Raw genomic sequence first — 17,655 nt, forward strand, 5'->3', positions numbered from 1 at the left:
CGGGTGGCACCATCGGGGCGTGCAGCACCCACCCGAACCGCCGCGGCGCCTCCCCGCCGGGACGGTCCAGGCCGTCCTGGTCGGGCTGGCGGTCGCGGTGCTCGGCACCTGGGAGGTCGGCTTCGCCGACATCCGCACCCAGATGAGCGACCGCGACCAGATCCTCTTCGTCTGCGCGTTCGCGGTCGCCGTGGCGTCCTACCGGCTCCGACCGAGCCTCGCCCTCGGACTGCTCTGGGCCCTCGCCTTCCTCCAGGTCTGGAACGGCGTGCCCCTCCTGCTCGTCGAGCTGAGCGTGGCGGTGATCGCCTTCGGCTGCGGGCGCTACGGCTCGGTCGCCACGCTCGTGGCGAGCGCCGCCTCGGTGCCGGCGATCGGCCTGCTGCTGGTGCTGACCTACGGCGCCGGCCTGGAGCTGCTGGAGGTGCCGTCGGCCAACGAGGCCTACTACTCCGCACTGTGGGCGGGCTCGCTGCGCTCGCTGCTGACCCGGGTGCTGCTCTTCGGGACGGCCCTGCTGATCGTGCCGTGGCTGGTCGGCGTGCTGGTGCGGGTGCTGCGCCGCGAGGCGCGGACGCGCGCCGAGCAGATCGAGACCGCACGGGAGCGCGACCAGGCCGAGGAGCTCGCCGAGGTGAAGGAGGGCCAGGCGCGGCTCGCGCGCGACGTGCACGACGTGGTCGGCCACTCCCTCGCCGTGATCCTGGCGCAGGCCGAGTCCGCGCAGTACCTCCCGGACGACGACCCCGCCCGGCTCAAGGACACCCTCGCGACCATCGCCACGTCGGCCCGCACCTCGCTGCAGGACGTGCGCCACGTGCTGGGCGCCACCGGCGACCGCCCGCCGAGCGGCGGGCTCGACACGCTCGTCGAGGGCGTCCGGGCGAGCGGGCACGAGGTGATCTCGACCGAGATCGGGGAGCCCCGCCCCCTGCCACCGGAGCTCGCGACCGTGGCCTACCGGGTGCTCCAGGAGATGCTGACCAACGCGATCCGGCACGGCCGGCGCGACGAGCCGCTGCACGTGGAGCGGCACTGGCAGGACGAGCTCAGGATCGAGGTCAGCAACGTGGTGGACACCGCCGGCGTGGAGACGGTGCCGATCGCGGCCCGGGACGTCGCTCCCGCGCCCGGCAACGGGCTCGAGGGCATGCGGCGCCGGCTGGAGTCGGTGGGGGGCCGCCTCGACGTGCGGCCGCGGAGCGGCGCGGGCTTCCCCACCTTCACCGTGACGGCCTGGCTGCCCACGAGCGCGACATGACGACGCCGCCGACCGCGGGCGCGACGCCCGTCGAGGACATCCGGGTGCTCCTCGTCGACGACCAGGACCTCTTCCGCGAGGGCGTGCGGGTGATCGTCGACGCGCAACCCGGGATGCGCGTCGTCGGTACGGCGGCCGACGGCCTGCAGTCGATCGAGGTCGCCGACCAGACCGATCCCGACGTCGTGCTGATGGACCTCCGGATGCCCGAGATGGACGGGGTCGAGGCGACCCGGCAGCTGCTCGCGCCCGAGCGGGCCGCCCGCCGCGCGAGGGTGCTGCGCGTCGTCGTGCTCACCACCTTCGACCTCGACGACCGGGCGGCCGCGGCGATCAGGCACGGCGCCAGCGGCTTCCTCCTGAAGGACACCACCCCGCAGCAGCTGGCCGAGGCGATCCGCACGGTCGCCGCCGGCAACGCCGTCCTCGCGCCCACCGACCTCACCCGGCTGCTCGACCGCACGTTCGCCACGCCGACGGAGCCGCCGCCGCCGTACCTCGCCCTGACCGAGAAGGAGCGGGAGATCTTCACCGCCGTGGCGCGGGGCCTGTCCAACAGCGAGGTCGCGGCCGTGGTGCACCTCAGCGAGTCGACGGTGAAGACCCACGTCGGCGCCATCCTGCGCAAGCTCGGGCTGCGCGACCGGGTGCAGATCGTGGTGTTCGCCCACGACCACCGGCTGCTCGGTTGATCCCGGGTCGTCCGGGCGGGGGTCAGTCCGAGTCGTTGCCGAGGTCGCCGCGGAACCACGCAGCGGCGTGGCGTGCCCGCTCGAGCACGTCGTCGAGGTCGTCGCCGTAGGCGTTGACATGGCCGACCTTGCGCCCGGGACGGAGGTCCTTGCCGTAGAGGTGGACCCGCAGGTGCGGGTCACGGGCGAGGGCGTGCGGGTAGCCGTCGTAGAGGTGGCCCACCTCGGGGTCGGCAGAGCCGAGGATGTTGACCATCACCGTCCAGGGTGCCCGCGGGGCGGGTGACCCGAGAGGGAGGTCGAGCACCGCGCGGAGGTGGTTCTCGAACTGCGAGGTGACGGCGCCGTCCTGGCTCCAGTGGCCGGTGTTGTGGGGGCGCATCGCCAGCTCGTTGACCAGGATCGAGCCGTCCTGCGCCTCGAAGAGCTCGACCGCGAGGATGCCGGTGACGCCGAGCTCGCCCGCGACGCGGAGCGCGAGCTGCTGCGCCTCCCCGGCGCGGGCCGGGTCGAGGTCGGGCGCGGGGGCGACCACCTCGTGGCAGATGCCGTCGAGCTGGGTGGTCGCCACGACGGGGTAGGCCGCGGCTTGGCCGCTCGGCGAGCGCGCGACGATCGCCGACAGCTCGCGGCGGAAGTCGACGAGCTCCTCGGCGAGCAGGCGCACGCCGGCGCGCTCGGCGGCCGCGAGCGGCTCGTCGATGTCGACGGCGGTGCGGACGACCCAGACCCCCTTGCCGTCGTAGCCCCCGCGGCTCACCTTGAGCACGCAGGGCAGCCCGAACGCCTCGACCTCCGCGGCCGTCGAGACGACCGACCAGCGGGGCTGCGGGGCGCCGAGGCGGACCATCGCCTCGCGCATGACGATCTTGTCCTGGGCGTGCACGAGGGCCTCGGGACCGGGCCGGCACGCCACGCCCGCGTCCTCGAGGGCATGGAGGTGCTCGGTCGGCACGTGCTCGTGGTCGAAGGTCACCACCGAGCAGCCGTCGGTCACCGACCGCAGCGTGGCGAGGTCGCGGTAGTCGCCGACGAGCCGGTCGGGGATGACCTGGGCGGCGGAGACGCCGTCGGCCTCGGCGAGCAGCCGGAGAGGTACGCCGAGGGCGATGGCCGGCTGTGCCATCATCCGGGCCAGCTGGCCCCCTCCGATGACGGCGATACGAGGAGCGGCGTCGGGCACGCCCGCACCCTACCGAGACGTTCAGAGGACGGCCGGTGCGCCCGTCTCGAAGCGGAGACCCTGCCCGCGCACAGTCGTGATGAGGGTCGGGTGCCGCGTGTCGTCGCCGAGCTTGCGGCGCACCCAGCCGAGATGGACGTCGATGGTCTTCGACGAGGTCCAGAACGTCGCGTTCCACACGTCGCGCATGAGCTCGTCGCGACTCACCACCGATCCCGCCTTCGAGATCAGGGCCTGGACGAGGTCGAATTCCTTGCGGGAAAGCTGAATCTCCCGACCGCCTCGCCACGCACGGCGACTTGCCGGGTCGAGCCGCACGTCTTGCACCTCGAACACAACCTCAAAATAGGAGTGCGAGGGCGTCGGCCGTTGGTGCTTCCCACATAATTTTGCAATTGGGCTCCGGATTCGTACCTGATCCGATAACGGCTCGCCCCGAGGGGCTCGTCGTCAGATGCGACGAGCCGTCAACGGCTCCATGACGCCGAACCCGCGCATCGGGCGCGCCGGCAGCGGCCGGGTCTCGAACTGGTCGTCGGGCAGCACGTCGGCCGTGGCCCGGTCGACGATGATCCGGTTGCGGCGCGCGACCTGGGTGAGCCGGGCCGCGAGGTTGACCGGTGGCCCGAAGACGTCCCCCAGTCGCGGCACGACAGCGCCGGTCGCGACGCCGATGCGCACGTCCGGCATCCGCTTGTCGCGGCCGACGACGTGGATGATCCCCTCCGCGGTCTCGTAGGCACGCAGGGCGTCGTCGTTCACGAAGAGCACGGCGTCGCCCATGCTCTTGATCAGCCGGCCGCCGTTGGCCGCGATGACGTCCCCGCACCGCACCTCGAAGAGCTCGACGAGGTCGCCGATCTTGTCGCGCGAGAGCTCGTTGGACAGCGCCGTGAAGCCGACGATGTCGGCGAAGCCCACGGTGAGGTGGGTGGTGTGCGGGTCGGCATCGATCGCCCGCGTCGTGTCGATGCGGGCCACGGCCGCCGCGACGTGCCGGCGCCAGGTGTAGAGCAGGACCTCGTCGAACCGGTCGCCGTACTGCTCGAAGAGCCAGGCCGTCGCCTCCGACGGCGACCTGCCGGGGCCGACCCGTTCGGCGACGACCTCCTCGATGCGGCCGAGGAGCGCGCCGACCTCCCAGTCGGCCAGCCGGGCCATGCTCAGGCCCGCGCCCCGCACCACGTTGAGCACCAGGTCGACGTCGAAGACGCCGTCGGCCACGAGGTCGGCCAGCACCGACATCGCGGCGACGTCCTGGTCGTCGTAGGCGCGCTCGTCGCCGCGCTCGGGGAAGCCGAGGGTGCGCCAGATCCGGCGCGCCAGTGCCTCGGGCAGCCCTGCCCGCCCGGCCACCTCCGCGGCGGTGAGCGTCGGCTCCGGGCCGAGGGGTACCCCTCCGACGTCGTCGCCCGAGGGCTCGTCCTCAGACACCTTCGCTGCGCGGGTGCGGGGCGCCGCGGCCGTCGAGCGCGTGGAGCAGCTCGTTGATCCGGCGCTGCGTCTCCTCGACCCGCGGGATGTCGTTGAGCCGGACCTCGCCGAAGGTCGAGGCGTCGGTCACGATCAGGCTGCCGCAGCCGAAGGGGCGATCGATGAGGTTGATCTCGATCGACAGGTCGCTGATGCGCGAGAGGGGGATGTCGTGGCCCTTGCGGGTGAGGATGCCGCGGCGGGTGATCAGCCGGCGGTCGGTCACGCCGTAGACGGTCGTCATCCAGTCGAGGAACGGCCGCAGCACGAACCAGATGATCGCGAGGGCGCAGAGCACCCAGACGACGCGTGAGGCCCACGTGCCGGCGTCACCGTCGGGGAGCACCACCTGAAGGACCACTCCGACAGCGAGGAAGAAGACCAGCGCGAGGATCGGCACGAACAGCGCCTTGGGGTGCTGCCGGGACGACACCACCAGCGTCTCGCCGGGGTTGAGCAGCTTCGATGAGATGGCCACCGGACGATCATCCCATTGCGAGCGGCATTCGGGGAGGCGTCATCCCGGAACGACGTGGACCACGTCGCCCGCGCCGACCTTCTCCAGACCGTCGGCGGTCTCCACCACCAGTCGTCCGTCGCGGTCGACGTCGACGGCACGACCGCTGATCGCCGTACCCCCGGGGAGGTCGACGCGCACGTCCTGGCCCACGGTCGAGCAGGCGGCGGCGTAGGACGACGCGAGCCGCTCGCCCGCCTCGGACCCACCGGCCTGCCACGCGTCGTAGCCCTCGCGCAGGCCCGCCACGACCGCCAGCAGCACGCCCTCACGGGTCGGCGTGCGGTCGCCGTGGGCGATCCGCAGGGACGTCGCCGTGGGCACCGGCAGCTCGTCGGGATCGGTCGTCACGTTGATGCCGACGCCGACGACCGCAGCAGCGCCGCTCCCGGTCTCGATGCGCTCGACGAGGATGCCGGCCACCTTCTTGCCCTCGATCAGCACGTCGTTGGGCCACTTGACCCGGGCGTCGTAGCCGAAGGAGTCGAGCGCCTTGGCCACGGTGTGCCCCGTCAGCAGCGGCAGCCACGGCCACGACGCGGCCGGCACCGTCGGCCGGAGCAGGAGCGAGAACGTGATCGCCGCGCCCGCCGGCGTCTCCCAGGTGCGGTCGAGGCGCCCCCGGCCCGCGGTCTGGTGGTCGGCGACCACGAGCAGTCCGTCGGGCGCCCCCTCGCGGGCACGGTCGGCCGCGACCCGGTTGGTCGAGGGGCTCTCGGGGAGCAGCTCGAGCGTCAGGTCGGGGGTCAGCGCGAGCTCCTCGGCCAGCAGCGCCGCATCGAGGGGTGGGCGCTGGTCGGCGTCTGCGGTCACGCCCACTACCCTTCCACTCGAACCTTCAGGAGGCCAAGAACCGTGACTGCCGAAGCGACCAGCACCCCCACCGACGAGTCCGGGATGCCCGACATCCACACGACCGCCGGCAAGCTCGCCGACCTCGACAAGCGTCTGGACGAGGCTGTCCACGCCGCGTCGGAGAAGGCGGTGGAGAAGCAGCACGCGAAGGGGCGCCAGACCGCGCGCGAGCGCATCGAGCAGCTCTTCGACGAGGGCTCCTTCGTCGAGCTCGACGAGCTGGCGCGGCACCGGTCGACCGCGTTCGGCCTCGAGAAGAACCGCCCCTACGGCGACGGCGTGATCACCGGCTACGGCACGATCGACGGTCGCCAGGTGTGCGTGTTCAGCCAGGACTTCACGATCTTCGGCGGCTCGCTCGGCGAGGTCTACGGCGAGAAGATCACCAAGGTCATGGACCTGGCGATCAAGACCGGCTGCCCCATCATCGGCATCAACGAGGGCGCCGGCGCTCGCATCCAGGAGGGTGTGGTCTCGCTCGGCCTCTACGGCGAGATCTTCCGCCGCAACGTGCACGCCTCGGGCGTCATCCCGCAGATCAGCCTGATCATGGGCAACTGCGCCGGCGGACACGTCTACTCCCCCGCGGTCACCGACTTCACGATCATGGTCGACAAGACCTCCGCGATGTTCATCACCGGTCCCGACGTCATCAAGACCGTCACCGGCGAGGACGTCTCGATGGAGGACCTCGGCGGTGCGCGGGCGCACAACACCAAGTCGGGCAACGCCCACTACATGGGCGCCGACGAGGAGGACGCGCTGGAGTACGTCAAGGCGCTGCTGTCCTACCTGCCGCAGAACAACATGGACGAGGCGCCGTCGTACGACGACGTGGCTGATCTCGAGTTCAACGACGAGGACCTCGCGCTGGACACCCTCATCCCCGACAGCCCGAACCAGCCCTACGACATGCACGACGTGATCACCACCGTGCTCGACGACGACGAGTTCCTCGAGGTGCAGCCGCTCTTCGCGCCCAACATCATCGTCGGCTTCGGCCGGGTCGAGGGTCGCTCGGTCGGCATCGTGGCCAACCAGCCGATGCAGTTCGCCGGCACCCTCGACATCGACGCCTCCGAGAAGGCCGCGCGGTTCGTGCGCACCTGCGACGCCTTCAACGTGCCGGTCGTGACGTTCGTCGACGTGCCCGGCTTCCTGCCCGGCACCGACCAGGAGTGGAACGGCATCATTCGCCGCGGCGCCAAGCTGATCTACGCCTACGCCGAGGCCACCGTCCCGCTGGTCACGATCATCACCCGCAAGGCCTACGGCGGCGCCTACGACGTCATGGGCTCCAAGCACCTCGGCGCCGACATCAACCTGTCGTGGCCGACCGGCCAGATCGCGGTCATGGGCGCCCAGGGCGCGGCCAACATCGTGCACCGGCGCACCCTGGCCGAGGTCGAGGCCGCCGGCGGCGACGTGGAGGCCAAGCGCGCGGAGCTGATCGACGAGTACGAGACCACGCTCGCGAACCCCTACATCGCGGCCGAGCGCGGCTACGTCGACGCCGTCATCCAGCCCCACGAGACCCGGGTCGAGATCGTCCGGGCCCTGCGGCTGCTCAAGACCAAGCGCGAGACGCTGCCGCCCAAGAAGCACGGGAACATCCCGCTCTGATGGCTGACGACGTGGAGCCCGAGGTCGCCGAGGAGCAGCGCCCGCTGCTCAAGGTCATCACGCCGACCGCGACCCCCGAGGAGGTCGCGGCCATCGTCGCCGTGTTCTCGGCGATGGGAGGCAGCGCGCCGGCGCCGGAGGAGCCCCGTTCGGAGTGGGCCTCCCCGGCTCGCCGGATGCGCGGCGCGCACGTCCACTACCGCGGTGCCTGGCAGGCCAGCGCCCGCGGCGGCCGCTGACCGCTGCTGTAACTCAGTGTTGGGTCCGCTCCCGGAGCGGAACGGCCACTCCCTCGGCGATGTGACGAGTCACAGCACCGAGGGAGCGCACCCAACACCGAGGTAGTGGTCAGGCGAAGAACACCCGCAGGTCGGCGACCACCTCGTCCGGGACCTCCATCGCGGCGTAGTGACCGCCTCGCTCGTGCTCGGTCCAGTGCTGGATGCCGGCGTTGTCGCGCTCGGCGAGCGGGCGGATCGTCTGGAAGTCGTCCTTGAAGACGGCGACGCCGATCCGGCCCCTGCTCACGACCGGCTCGGCCCCGGACCGCTGCTCCTCGAAGTGGTAGCGGGCGGCGGAGCCGTAGGTGTTCGTCAGCCAGTAGAGCGTCGCCTGCGCGAGCACCTGCTCGGGGGTGACGAGGCTGGTGCCGTTGCCGAAGCTCTCGAAGAGCTCGCTGTAGGCCAGCACCGCGACCGGCGAGTCCGCGAGGCCGGCGGCGACCGTCTGCGGCCGGGTGCCGTTCATCTGGTTGTAGCCGCCGACGGACTGGAACCACCCGAGGTGCTCGAGCGCGGCGTACTCCTTCGGGCCGAAGGCCTCGAACTCGCTCGGGTCGCCCGACGGGAAGGAGAACAGCTGCAGCACGTGCGCGCCACGGAAGCCCTCGGGATCGAGCACCGCGAGCTCGCGGCCGACCATCGCGCCACCGTCGGAGCCGTGGACTCCGTACGACGGGTAGCCGAGGCGGCGCATCAGCTGGTCGTAGGTGCCGGCGACCCGCGCCATCGTCCAGCCGGTGTCGACGACCGGGGTCGACCAGCCGAAGCCGGGCATCGAGGGGATCACGACGTGGAACGCGTCGGCCGCCGTGCCTCCGTGGGCCTCGGGGTCGACCAGCGGGTCGATCATGTCGAGGAAGTCGAGGATGGAGCCCGGGTAGCTGTGCGCGAGCAGCAGCGGCGTGGCGTCCTCCACCGCCGAGCGGACGTGGAGGAAGTGGATCCGCTGACCGTCGACCTCGGTCAGGAAGCCCGGGTAGGCGTTGACCCGGTCCTCGACCGCGCGCCAGTCGAAGGCCTGCCACCGCTCGACCATGGAGCGCAGGTAGGCCTCGGGAGTGCCGTAGTCCCAGGAGTCGCCGGGCACGGCCGGCGCGAACCGGGTGTGTGCGAGGCGCTGCTGGAGGTCGTCGAGGTCGGACTGGAGGACGGTGAGGGCGAAGGGCTCGATCTGGTTCATGTCGCCGACACTAGGAGCCATTCAGGAACAGTTGGTTCCTGATAAAACGGGTTGATGAAGAAGACGTCCGGACGGGTCCTCGAGCTGCTCGGGCTGATGCAGGCGCGAGCCGACTGGACCGGCCCCGAGCTCGCCGAGCGGCTCGGCGTCAGCGACCGCACCGTGCGCAACGACGTCGCGCGTCTCCGCGAGCTCGGCTACCCCGTCGACGCCACCCGCGGCCGCGACGGCCACTACCGACTGGGCGTCGGCGCGAAGCTCCCGCCGTTGCTGCTCGACGACGAGGAGGCGGTCGCCGTCGCGGTCGGGTTGCGCACGGTCACCGGCGTCGCCGGCTTCGAGGAGAGCGGCGCCCGTGCGCTGGCCAAGCTCGAGCACGTGCTGCCCGACCGGCTGCGACGCCAGCTCGCAGCCCTGCGCGACGCCACCAGCGCGGGGCCGGCCAACACCGACTCCAACGTCGACGACCCCGAGGTCGACCCGGCCGTCCTGACCGCGATCGCCTCGGCCATCCGCGACCACGACGGGCTGCGCGCGTTCTACCGCCCGGCCGGCACCGAGGAGCGCGTCGAGATCGAGCCCTACCGCCTGGTCGCCTGGCAGCGGCGGTGGTACGTCGTCGGGCGCGATCCCGCGAGCGGGTCGTGGTCGCCGTACCGCGTGGACTGGCTGACCCTCCGCACTCCCGGAGGTCGCCGTTTCGTGCCGGTCGACTACCCGGGCGACCTGACCGAGCTCGTCGTGCGGGAGGTCGCACGCACCGGATGGGCCGTGCACGCGCGGCTCGTCATCGACGCGCCCGCCGACGAGGTGGTGGCCCGCATCAACCCCGCCGTCGGCACCGTCGAGCCGCTGCCGGACGGGCGCAGCGTGCTGGTCACCGGGGGCGACAGCCTCGAGGTCGTCGCGGTGTGGATCGGCATGCTCGGACTCGACTTCACCGTGGAGTCGCCGCCCGCACTGGCCGACCACCTGCGCGTGCTGGCCGATCGCTACGCGGCCGCCGCGCGCTGAGATCTCCGACCACGGACGGATGCCCCGTCGCTGCCGAGGCGGAAGGATCGGGCCATGAACCGACTCATCGCCTTCGGCGCCGTGTCCTACGCCGGGCTGGGCGTCGTCTCCCTCCTCAAGCCGTCGGTCGTCCCCGCGGTCGTCGACATCACCGCGCCCACCCAGGACGCGCGCACCGAGGTCCGCGCCGTGTACGGCGGCCTGCCCCTCGCCTTCGCCGCGAGCCTCGTCGTGGCACCCGCCTCGTCGGGCACCGCGATCGGGGTGGCGACGGCCGGCATGGCCGCCGGACGGATCGCCTCGTCGGCCTTCGAGGGTCGCCCACCGAGCCTGAAGATGGCGGGCTTCATCGCCCTCGAGACGGCGATCGCCAGAGCCCTGGTGCTCGGCGCGCGGCGCTCCCGGGCCTGACCCCTGCGGACAGGCGTCACCCCGACCATCACCCTCGCGAAGATTCTCCGGTGCGCGCTGTCCGCGGCCGGACATAAGGTCGTCCTATGACGCGACCCGTGGATGCCCGCACCGACCAGTACGTCGAGGACGTCGTGGCCCTCGACCCGATCACGGCGACGTTCGCCGGCATCCCGGGTCACGACGACCGGCTGCCGGACATGTCGCCGGACGGGTTCGACGCCCGCGACGAGCTGCAGCGCCGGGCCCTGGCCGAGGTCCGGGCGATCGAGGCGACCGACGAGCGCGAGCAGATCGCGAAGGACGCCTTCCTCGAGCGGGTCGGCCTCATGGTCGAGAAGATCGACGCCGGCTACGACCGCTCCTCGTTCTCGGTGATCAGCAGCGGCATCCACGAGATCCGCGAGGCGTTCGACCTGATGCCCACGAGCACGACCGAGGACTGGCAGACGATCGGCGACCGGCTCGCCGCGGTGCCGGCCGCCGTGAACGGCTACCGCCAGACGCTGGACGCCGAGGCGGCCGCCGGACGCGTCTCCTCACGCCGGCAGTACGTCGAGGTGGCCCACCAGCTGCGCGGCTGGACCGGCCAGGAGGGCGCCACCGGCGACTACTTCGGCAACCTGGTCGCGACCGCCCCCGAGGGGATGCGCGACCGGTTGGCCGCGGTCGCGGCAGCGGCATCGGCGTCGTACGCCGACTTCGGGCGCTACACGGAGACCGAGCTGGTGCCCCGGGGCCGTGAGCGCGACGGCGTCGGCCGCGACCACTACGCGCTGGAGTCGCGCTACTTCCTGGGCGCCGAGGTGGACCTCGAGGACACCTACCGGTGGGGGTTCGAGGAGCTCGCGCGCATCGAGGCCGACATGCGCGCGACGGCGCAGCGGATCGTGCCGGGCGGCTCGGTCGACGACGCCGTCAAGGCGCTCGAGGCCGACCCGGCCCGCGACTGCGGCAGCCGCGAGGCGTTCGAGGCGTGGATGCAGGAGAAGGCCGACTCGATCCTCGCGAGCTTCGACGGCGTCCACTTCGACATCGCCGAGCCGATCCGCACGATCGCCTGCAAGGTGGCACCGACCCACGACGGAGGCGCCTGGTACACGCCGCCCTCGGAGGACTTCTCGCGCCCCGGCACCATGTGGTTCTCCTTCACCGACGACCACGAGCGCTACTCGACCTGGCAGGAGACCACGACGGTCTTCCACGAGGGTGTGCCCGGCCACCACCTGCAGTGCGCACAGGTCGTCTACCGCGCCGACCTCCTCAACCGCTGGCAGCGGCTGATGTGCTGGGTCAGCGGCCACGGCGAGGGCTGGGCGCTCTACTCCGAGCGGTTGATGGACGAGCTCGGCTACTTCGACGACCCGGGCGACCGGCTCGGCTTCCTCGACATGCAGGGCTTCCGCGCGGCGCGGGTGATCGTCGACATCGGGGTGCACCTCGGCCTCACCATCCCGGCCGACAACCCGTTCGGCTGGCGCGGCGGCGAGGTGTGGGACGGCGAGCTGGTGCACGAGTTCATGCGCGCGCACTCCCAGATGGAGGACGGCCAGCTCGGCTTCGAGGTCAACCGCTACCTCGGCTGGCCGGGCCAGGCGCCGAGCTACAAGGTGGGCGAGCGGATCTGGCTCGAGGCACGTGACGAGGTCAAGGCCAGGAAGGGGGCCGACTTCGACCTGAAGGCCTTCCACACCGCGGCGCTCGACCTCGGCTCGATCGGGCTCGACCCGCTGAAGGCCGCGCTCGCCCGGCTCTGAGCACTGCGTGCTCACGCTCGACCTCGCCCGGGCGCGGCAGATCGCCGTGCGCGCGCAGCTGCTCGACGCCGGCCGACCGGAGTCGCTCTTCGCCACCGTCGACCAGCTCACGCTGGTCCAGATCGACCCGACCGCGGCGATCGCGCCCAACGTCGACCTCGTGTCGTGGTCGCGCCTGGGCGACGGCTACGAGCACTCCGACCTGCGCTTCGCGGTGGAGGAGGAGCGCTCGCTCGTGGAGCACTCCTCCTTCATCCGTCCGATGGACGACATCGGCCTGGTCCTCGCCACCGCCCGCGACCGGATGCACGCCACCAGCTACGAGTGGCTCGAGGCCAACGCGGGCTTCCGTGCCGACGTGATCGGCCTGCTCGCCGCCGAGGGGCCGCTCACCGCGGCCGAGGTGCCTGACACGTCCCAGGTGCCGTGGCAGTCATCCGGGTGGACCAACGACAAGAACGTCGACCGGATGCTCGAGATGCTCTGCCGGGTCGGCGACGTGGCGATCAGCGGGCGGCGCGGCAAGCTCCGCACCTGGGACGTGCCCGAGCGGGTCTACCCGGCCGACCTCGAGATCCCTTCCTACGACGAGGCCAAGGCGATCCTCGACGAGCGCCGGCTCGCCTCGCTCGGCATCGCCCGGCGCACGACCAAGCTCCAGGGCGAGGAGGTCGCCGCCGCGCACCGGGGCGAGCCGTGCGTGGTCGACGGCATCGACGGTGAGTGGCGCGTCGACCCCGACGCGCTGGCCGCCGCCGACGACGACGACTTCGCGCCGCGGACGGCCCTGCTGTCGCCGTACGACCGGCTGGTCTACGACCGCGAGCGGGCGCTGGACCTCTTCGACTTCGAGTACGTGCTGGAGATGTACAAGCCCGCGGCCAAGCGGCGGTGGGGCTACTTCGCCCTGCCGATCCTGCATGGCGACCGGCTCGTCGGGAAGCTCGACGCCAAGGTCGACCGCAAGGCGCGCGTGCTCAACGTCTTCGCCATCCACGAGGACTTCCCCTGGGACCCCGACATCGGCGACGCCGTCGAGGCCGAGATCGACGCCCTCGCCGGCTGGCTCGGGGTCGAGGTGGTGCGCCGCTAGCGGCCAGAGCCGGCGACCCACGCCCACTGGACGGCGCCTTCGGGCACTTCGTCGATCAGGGTGCAGGTCAGCGCGACGACGTCGCACCGGGCCAACTCGTCGACGAGCGGGGGCGCATCGGGATCGGGCTGGTCACCTGGCACGAAGAGCAGCAGCTGGGTGTCCGACTCCCACGCCACGAACTGCCAGAACTGCGCATCCGGCAGTGCGATCGTGGTCGGGTCACGGCCGTCGGCGTACTCGAGGCTGAGGTACTTGCCGTCCCCGGGAGGCTCGTAGTCCGTGTGCAGGTAGGTCGCGTAGACCTTTCCGCTGGGCGACCACGTGCCGACGCCGCTCGCCAACCGCGAGAGGGTCCCGACCTCGTGGAAGGTCCCACCGTCGTCGACGGTGCCGAAGACGTCGCCAAGTGTCGTGCCGATGCCAGTCCCGCCCTTGACCCGCCTGTACGCCAACCCGCCCGGCCAGTTCGTCGTCCCGAGGGCGCTGGGCGAGACTCCGAGCAACGGGACCGGGTCGTCACCGGGCACCCACATCAGCGCCGAGTCGCGCTGGTCGGTCAGGAAGACCCGGCGGTCCCGGTCGATCCCGACCACGAACTCGGGCTGGGCCTTGTCGAGGGGGATCTCGACCGACGCGATCTCGCTGCGGGTCTCGACGTCCCACGCGCTGAGCCGTTGCTCGACCGACGACGTGGACTCCAGCAGCACCACCATCTCTCCGTCCGGCGAGATGGCCGGCTGCACCGCGTGCTCGCTCTCGACGATCGGCACCAGCCCGTCGCCGTCAACCAGGGCGTACTCGCTACGACCTTCCTCGTCCGTGGACCCGACGACGGTCGTTCCGGCGACGAAGAGCGTGGAGGCGAGGTCGGTCTCGATGGATTCGTCGCCCACGTGGAGCGTGCCGTCGACCCAGTACGGGATGTTGGTCGGGTCCGACCCCGTCGGCACGTCCGGGCTCGGCGCCGGCTCCGGCGCGCCGCCGTCACCGCCGCCGACGACCTGCGTGACGCCGACGATCGTCGCCACCGCGAGGGCGGCAGCTCCGACGGCGATCCCCCGGCGGCGGGCGCGATGGCGACGTCCCTTCGCCAGCACCTGGTCGTAGTCCGGGACGCGAGCGGCATCAGCGGCTGCGTGCGCGATGTCATGCATGGCTGCCTCCGAAGATGTCGCTGTCACCGAGCGCGGCAGTGAGGGCGGCGCGGCCACGGCTGAGCCTGGCCTTCACCGTCCCGAGCGGGACGCCGAGCGTCGCCGCCACGTCGGCGATCGGCATGTCGGCGAGGTAGTGGAGGGCGAGGGTCTCGCGTTGCGCTGCGGGCAGGGAGCGCAGCGCTGCCACCAGGGCGATGCGGTCATCGCTCAAGGCCGGCCGGTGCTCGTCGCCCGCGGAGTAGGTCCGGCGGAGCAGCCGTTCCCCCAGCTGCCGGCGGCGGTAGCGGGTGCGGGCCAGATTGACGGCGACCGTGCGCAGCCAGGCCTCGGGGTTGTCCATCCGCTCGAACGAGCGTCGCCGGCTCACGGCGCGGGCGAACGCCTCGGCAACGACCTCCTCCGCCTCCGTCAGGTCACCGCAGACGCCGTACAGCTGGCCGACGAGGCGCCGGTACGACGCGTCGAAGCACAGCTGGATCGGGTCCTGCGCTCCACTCGTGTCGCTGTCCATGGTCACCTCCTCGGAGTGTGTCGCATCTCGTACGACCATCGAGTGACCCCGGAGGTTGCAACGATTTCGTGGCGCGTTGCTCATCTAGGGTTCCGGACATGCCGACGTTCGTGCTCGCCTCCGCCTCCCCCGCCCGGCTCGCCACCCTGCGCAGCGCGGGGCTGGACCCGACGGTGATCGTGTCGGGGGTCGACGAGTCGCAGGCCGACGGGCTGCCGCCCTTTGAGATGGCCCTGCAGCTGGCCGAGCTGAAGTGTGCGGCGGTCGCCGGGCGCGACGAGGTGCCCGCCGACGCACTGGTGCTCGGCTGCGATTCGGTGCTCGAGCTCGACGGCGAGGCTCTCGGGAAGCCGGCAGATGCTGCCGTCGCCCGGGAGAGGTGGCACGCGATGCGCGGCCGCTCCGGCGTCCTCTACACAGGCCACTGCCTGCGCGACACCGCGAGCGGGCAGGTCGCCGCCGCGACCGCGTCGACCACCGTCTTCTTCGCTGACGTGTCGGACGAGGAGGTCGAGGCGTACGTCGCCACCGGCGAGCCGCTCCATGTCGCCGGCGCGTTCACGGTCGACAGCCTCGGCGGCGCCTTCGTCACCGGCATCGAGGGTGACCACCACAACGTCGTCGGTGTCAGCCTGCCGCTCCTGCGCGACCTGGTCATCGAGCTCGGCCACTCCTGGACAGACCTCTGGGCGTCTCGTCCCTGACGTGCCGGTCCGGAATTCGCCGATTCAGGACCCACACGTCAGGGACGACGCGACTCACTCGACAGGTAGGCCCAACCCGCGGGCGATGAGCATCCGCTGGACCTCGCTGGTGCCCTCGCCGATCTCGAGGATCTTGGCGTCGCGGTAGAAGCGGGCGACGGAGTACTCCTCCATGAAGCCGTAGCCGCCGAAGACCTGGGTGGCGATGCGGGTCGCCGTCACGGCCGACTCCGACGTGTACAGCTTCGCGATCGAGGCGGCGTGCTTGAAGGCCTGGGTGGACGGGCCACCGGGGGTGTCCATCGCGTCCTTCATCGCGGCCGCCTTGTAGGTCAGCAGGCGGGACGCGTGGAGCATGACCTCGAGGTCGGCGATCTGGAACGCGACGCCCTGCTTGCGGCCGATCGGGCCACCGAACGTCTGGCGCTCGCCCGCGTAGTCGACGCACAGGTCGACGCAGGCCTGGATCAGGCCGACCGCGAGCGCGGCGATCGCGACCCGCCCGTCGTCGAGCGTGGCGAGGAACTGCGCGTAGCCGCGGCCGCGCTCCCCCAGCAGGTGGTCGGAGGGCACCCGGCAGTCCTCGAAGCTGAGCGGGTGGGTGTCGGAGATGTGCCAGCCGAGCTTGTCGTAGGCGGGCTCGGCGGTGAAGCCGGGAGTGCCCGCCGGTACGACGATCGCGCTGATCTCCGCGCTGCCGTTCTCCCGCGTGCCGGTGCGGGCGGTCACGGTCACGACCGAGGTGATGTCGGAGCCGGAGTTGGTGATGAACTGCTTCGCGCCGTTGACGACCCACTCATCGCCGTCGAGCACCGCCTTGGTGCGGGTGGCGCCGGCGTCGGAGCCGGCCCCCGGCTCGGTCAGGCCGAAGGCGGCGAGGGTGCGGCCGGCGACGAGGTCGGGGAGGAAGCGCTGCTTCTGCTCGTCGGTCCCGTAGGTCAGGATCGGGTTGATGCCGAGCCCGACCCCCGCCTCGAGCGTGATGCCCATCGACTGGTCGACGCGGCCGAGCTCCTCGATGGCCAGGCAGAGGGACGTGAACGGGCCGTCCTCGGGCGCGAGCCCGGCGCCGCCGTACTCCTCCGGCGCGACGAGGCCGAACAGCCCGAGGTCGCCCATCTGGTGCACCACGTCGGTCGGGAAGTGGTGGTCGCGGTCCCACTGCGCCACGTGCGGCGCGATCGCGGACTCCGCGAAGTCGCGGACGGTGCGGCGGAACTCCTCGTGCTCACGGGACAGCTCGAACGTCATGGGAGGCATCGTAGCCCGCGAGGTTAACGATTGTTAACCTCCGCGGACCACCTTCCAGTTGAAGTACGGCGACCCGACCGCTCCCATCACCCGCAGCCAGGCGGGCATCATCCACTCGGTGCCCCGTGCGGTCGTCACGTCCCCGAGGTCGACGACGTCGGTGTGCCCCAGCTCGGTGAGCAGGGCCGCGACCACCTCCTTGGCGGCTGGGTCGTCGCCCGACATGAAGACCGTGCCCGGGTCGGGCAGCTGGTCGGGGTGGGCCATCACGTCGGCCGTCATCGTGTTGAGCGACTTCACCACCAGCGCCGCCGGGTGGGCACGCTGGACCTGCTCGGCCATCGAGTCGTCCTGGGGGAACGTGATGCGCGGCGGGAAGCCGCCGGAGAAGTCGAGGCCGTTGGAGATGTCGAGCACGATCTTCCCACCGAGCTCACCGGCCTGCGCGAGCACGTCGAGGGTCGCGTCGCCGTTGGTGGCGTTGACCACCAGCGCCGCCAGCTCCGCCGCACCGGCGAAGGTCGCGAGGCCGACCTCGGGGTGCGCGGCCTGCCAGTCGGCGTACTCCTGCCGGGCGGCGGTGGCGGCCGGGTCGCGCGTGCCGATGGTCACGTCGTGGCCGAGCTCGGCGAAGCGGGGGGCGAGGGTCCGGCCGACGACGCCGGTGCCGAGGACTGCGATCTGCATGT

At 71.8% G+C, this 17,655-nt stretch carries 19 protein-coding genes; 9 read left to right on the plus strand and 10 right to left on the minus strand.

All coding sequences use genetic code 11. From position 1 onward, the window contains the following. The first annotated feature begins 19 nt into the window (after positions 1-19). Together ACAX67_RS11330 and ACAX67_RS11335 are read left to right on the plus strand one after the other, a co-directional pair. A complete protein-coding gene (locus ACAX67_RS11330) occupies positions 20-1,261 on the plus strand; it encodes a sensor histidine kinase (RefSeq protein WP_370703951.1) in 1,242 nt (413 codons plus the stop codon). Next, on the plus strand, positions 1,258-1,953 hold the full coding sequence (locus ACAX67_RS11335; protein ID WP_370703952.1) for a response regulator: 696 nt from the start codon (positions 1,258-1,260) through the stop codon (positions 1,951-1,953). The genes ACAX67_RS11330 and ACAX67_RS11335 overlap by 4 nt, the downstream gene beginning before the upstream one ends. Positions 1,954-1,975: 22 nt before the next feature. Here the strand turns inward: ACAX67_RS11335 and ACAX67_RS11340 are convergent, their stop codons facing one another. The 5 genes from ACAX67_RS11340 to ACAX67_RS11360 all read right to left on the minus strand — a co-directional run bounded on the left by ACAX67_RS11340 (position 1,976) and on the right by ACAX67_RS11360 (position 5,939). After that, a complete protein-coding gene (locus ACAX67_RS11340; RefSeq protein ID WP_370703953.1) occupies positions 1,976-3,136 on the minus strand; it encodes a 5-(carboxyamino)imidazole ribonucleotide synthase in 1,161 nt (386 codons plus the stop codon). Positions 3,137-3,157: 21 nt separating this feature from the next. Then, a complete protein-coding gene (locus ACAX67_RS11345; RefSeq protein WP_370703954.1) occupies positions 3,158-3,454 on the minus strand; it encodes a winged helix-turn-helix domain-containing protein in 297 nt (98 codons plus the stop codon). 132 nt (positions 3,455-3,586) lie between these two features. After that, positions 3,587-4,570 (minus strand): adenylate/guanylate cyclase domain-containing protein, encoded by a 984-nt coding sequence (locus ACAX67_RS11350; protein WP_370703955.1) that lies wholly within the window; start codon positions 4,568-4,570, stop codon positions 3,587-3,589. After that, positions 4,563-5,087, minus strand: a complete 525-nt coding sequence (locus ACAX67_RS11355) for a PH domain-containing protein (RefSeq protein ID WP_370703956.1) — start codon at positions 5,085-5,087, stop codon at positions 4,563-4,565. The genes ACAX67_RS11350 and ACAX67_RS11355 overlap by 8 nt, the downstream gene beginning before the upstream one ends. Positions 5,088-5,126: 39 nt before the next feature. Then, positions 5,127-5,939: a biotin--[acetyl-CoA-carboxylase] ligase gene (locus tag ACAX67_RS11360; RefSeq protein ID WP_370703957.1), complete on the minus strand. Its 813-nt coding sequence runs from the start codon at positions 5,937-5,939 to the stop codon at positions 5,127-5,129. An 84-nt stretch (positions 5,940-6,023) separates the two neighbouring features. Here ACAX67_RS11360 and ACAX67_RS11365 point away from each other — a divergent pair, with 84 nt between their 5' ends. Both ACAX67_RS11365 and ACAX67_RS11370 read left to right on the plus strand, forming a co-directional pair. After that, the gene (locus tag ACAX67_RS11365; protein WP_370704535.1) at positions 6,024-7,604 is read left to right on the plus strand and encodes an acyl-CoA carboxylase subunit beta; all 1,581 of its coding nucleotides are present in this window, start codon (positions 6,024-6,026) and stop codon (positions 7,602-7,604) included. Beyond that, positions 7,604-7,843, plus strand: coding sequence for an acyl-CoA carboxylase subunit epsilon (locus ACAX67_RS11370; protein WP_370703958.1), 240 nt, complete (start codon positions 7,604-7,606; stop codon positions 7,841-7,843). Before ACAX67_RS11365 ends, ACAX67_RS11370 begins: the two co-directional genes overlap by 1 nt. A gap of 109 nt (positions 7,844-7,952) precedes the next feature. On the opposite strand, the gene ACAX67_RS11375 is transcribed toward ACAX67_RS11370, so the two are convergent. Beyond that, positions 7,953-9,065 (minus strand): epoxide hydrolase family protein, encoded by a 1,113-nt coding sequence (locus ACAX67_RS11375; protein ID WP_370703959.1) that lies wholly within the window; start codon positions 9,063-9,065, stop codon positions 7,953-7,955. Between the two features lie 54 nt (positions 9,066-9,119). Here ACAX67_RS11375 and ACAX67_RS11380 point away from each other — a divergent pair, with 54 nt between their 5' ends. From ACAX67_RS11380 to ACAX67_RS11395, 4 genes are all read left to right on the plus strand, one after another. Beyond that, on the plus strand, positions 9,120-10,079 hold the full coding sequence (locus ACAX67_RS11380) for a helix-turn-helix transcriptional regulator (RefSeq protein WP_370703960.1): 960 nt from the start codon (positions 9,120-9,122) through the stop codon (positions 10,077-10,079). Positions 10,080-10,133: 54 nt separating this feature from the next. Beyond that, on the plus strand, positions 10,134-10,490 hold the full coding sequence (locus ACAX67_RS11385; RefSeq protein WP_370703961.1) for a DUF4345 family protein: 357 nt from the start codon (positions 10,134-10,136) through the stop codon (positions 10,488-10,490). Positions 10,491-10,576: 86 nt separating this feature from the next. Beyond that, positions 10,577-12,247 carry a DUF885 domain-containing protein gene (locus ACAX67_RS11390; protein WP_370703962.1) on the plus strand — a complete coding sequence of 557 codons (1,671 nt, stop codon included), beginning with the start codon at positions 10,577-10,579 and terminating at the stop codon, positions 12,245-12,247. Positions 12,248-12,254: 7 nt separating this feature from the next. Beyond that, positions 12,255-13,340 (plus strand): DNA glycosylase AlkZ-like family protein, encoded by a 1,086-nt coding sequence (locus ACAX67_RS11395; RefSeq protein ID WP_370703963.1) that lies wholly within the window; start codon positions 12,255-12,257, stop codon positions 13,338-13,340. On the opposite strand, the gene ACAX67_RS11400 is transcribed toward ACAX67_RS11395, so the two are convergent. Then, positions 13,337-14,497 (minus strand): hypothetical protein, encoded by a 1,161-nt coding sequence (locus tag ACAX67_RS11400; RefSeq protein ID WP_370703964.1) that lies wholly within the window; start codon positions 14,495-14,497, stop codon positions 13,337-13,339. The two genes, ACAX67_RS11395 and ACAX67_RS11400, sit on opposite strands and share 4 nt — an antisense overlap. Next, the gene (locus ACAX67_RS11405; protein ID WP_370703965.1) at positions 14,490-15,011 is read right to left on the minus strand and encodes a SigE family RNA polymerase sigma factor; all 522 of its coding nucleotides are present in this window, start codon (positions 15,009-15,011) and stop codon (positions 14,490-14,492) included. Before ACAX67_RS11405 ends, ACAX67_RS11400 begins: the two co-directional genes overlap by 8 nt. Before the next feature lie 98 nt (positions 15,012-15,109). Here ACAX67_RS11405 and ACAX67_RS11410 point away from each other — a divergent pair, with 98 nt between their 5' ends. Continuing rightward, positions 15,110-15,715: a Maf family protein gene (locus ACAX67_RS11410; RefSeq protein ID WP_370703966.1), complete on the plus strand. Its 606-nt coding sequence runs from the start codon at positions 15,110-15,112 to the stop codon at positions 15,713-15,715. A gap of 54 nt (positions 15,716-15,769) precedes the next feature. Here the strand turns inward: ACAX67_RS11410 and ACAX67_RS11415 are convergent, their stop codons facing one another. Continuing rightward, entirely contained in the window at positions 15,770-16,966 is a 1,197-nt protein-coding gene (locus tag ACAX67_RS11415; RefSeq protein WP_370703967.1) for an acyl-CoA dehydrogenase family protein, read from the minus strand. A 33-nt stretch (positions 16,967-16,999) separates the two neighbouring features. Further along, complete coding sequence (locus tag ACAX67_RS11420; protein ID WP_370703968.1) at positions 17,000-17,653, minus strand: NADPH-dependent F420 reductase; 654 nt, start codon at positions 17,651-17,653, stop codon at positions 17,000-17,002. Between the last annotated feature and the right edge of the window lie 2 nt (positions 17,654-17,655).

It is taken from the genome of Nocardioides candidus, assembly GCF_041321175.1.
GTDB lineage: Bacteria > Actinomycetota > Actinomycetes > Propionibacteriales > Nocardioidaceae > Nocardioides.

Coding starts and splice junctions, on each gene's coding strand:
- ACAX67_RS11380 (WP_370703960.1), top strand. CDS start 9,120: ATGAAGAAGACGTCCGGACGGGTCCTCGAGCTGCTCGGGCTGATGCAG.
- ACAX67_RS11365 (WP_370704535.1), top strand. CDS start 6,024: ATGCCCGACATCCACACGACCGCCGGCAAGCTCGCCGACCTCGACAAG.
- ACAX67_RS11390 (WP_370703962.1), top strand. CDS start 10,577: ATGACGCGACCCGTGGATGCCCGCACCGACCAGTACGTCGAGGACGTC.
- ACAX67_RS11415 (WP_370703967.1), bottom strand. CDS start 16,966: ATGACGTTCGAGCTGTCCCGTGAGCACGAGGAGTTCCGCCGCACCGTC.
- ACAX67_RS11370 (WP_370703958.1), top strand. CDS start 7,604: ATGGCTGACGACGTGGAGCCCGAGGTCGCCGAGGAGCAGCGCCCGCTG.
- ACAX67_RS11335 (WP_370703952.1), top strand. CDS start 1,258: ATGACGACGCCGCCGACCGCGGGCGCGACGCCCGTCGAGGACATCCGG.
- ACAX67_RS11385 (WP_370703961.1), top strand. CDS start 10,134: ATGAACCGACTCATCGCCTTCGGCGCCGTGTCCTACGCCGGGCTGGGC.
- ACAX67_RS11420 (WP_370703968.1), bottom strand. CDS start 17,653: ATGCAGATCGCAGTCCTCGGCACCGGCGTCGTCGGCCGGACCCTCGCC.
- ACAX67_RS11400 (WP_370703964.1), bottom strand. CDS start 14,497: ATGCATGACATCGCGCACGCAGCCGCTGATGCCGCTCGCGTCCCGGAC.
- ACAX67_RS11375 (WP_370703959.1), bottom strand. CDS start 9,065: ATGAACCAGATCGAGCCCTTCGCCCTCACCGTCCTCCAGTCCGACCTC.
- ACAX67_RS11410 (WP_370703966.1), top strand. CDS start 15,110: ATGCCGACGTTCGTGCTCGCCTCCGCCTCCCCCGCCCGGCTCGCCACC.
- ACAX67_RS11405 (WP_370703965.1), bottom strand. CDS start 15,011: ATGGACAGCGACACGAGTGGAGCGCAGGACCCGATCCAGCTGTGCTTC.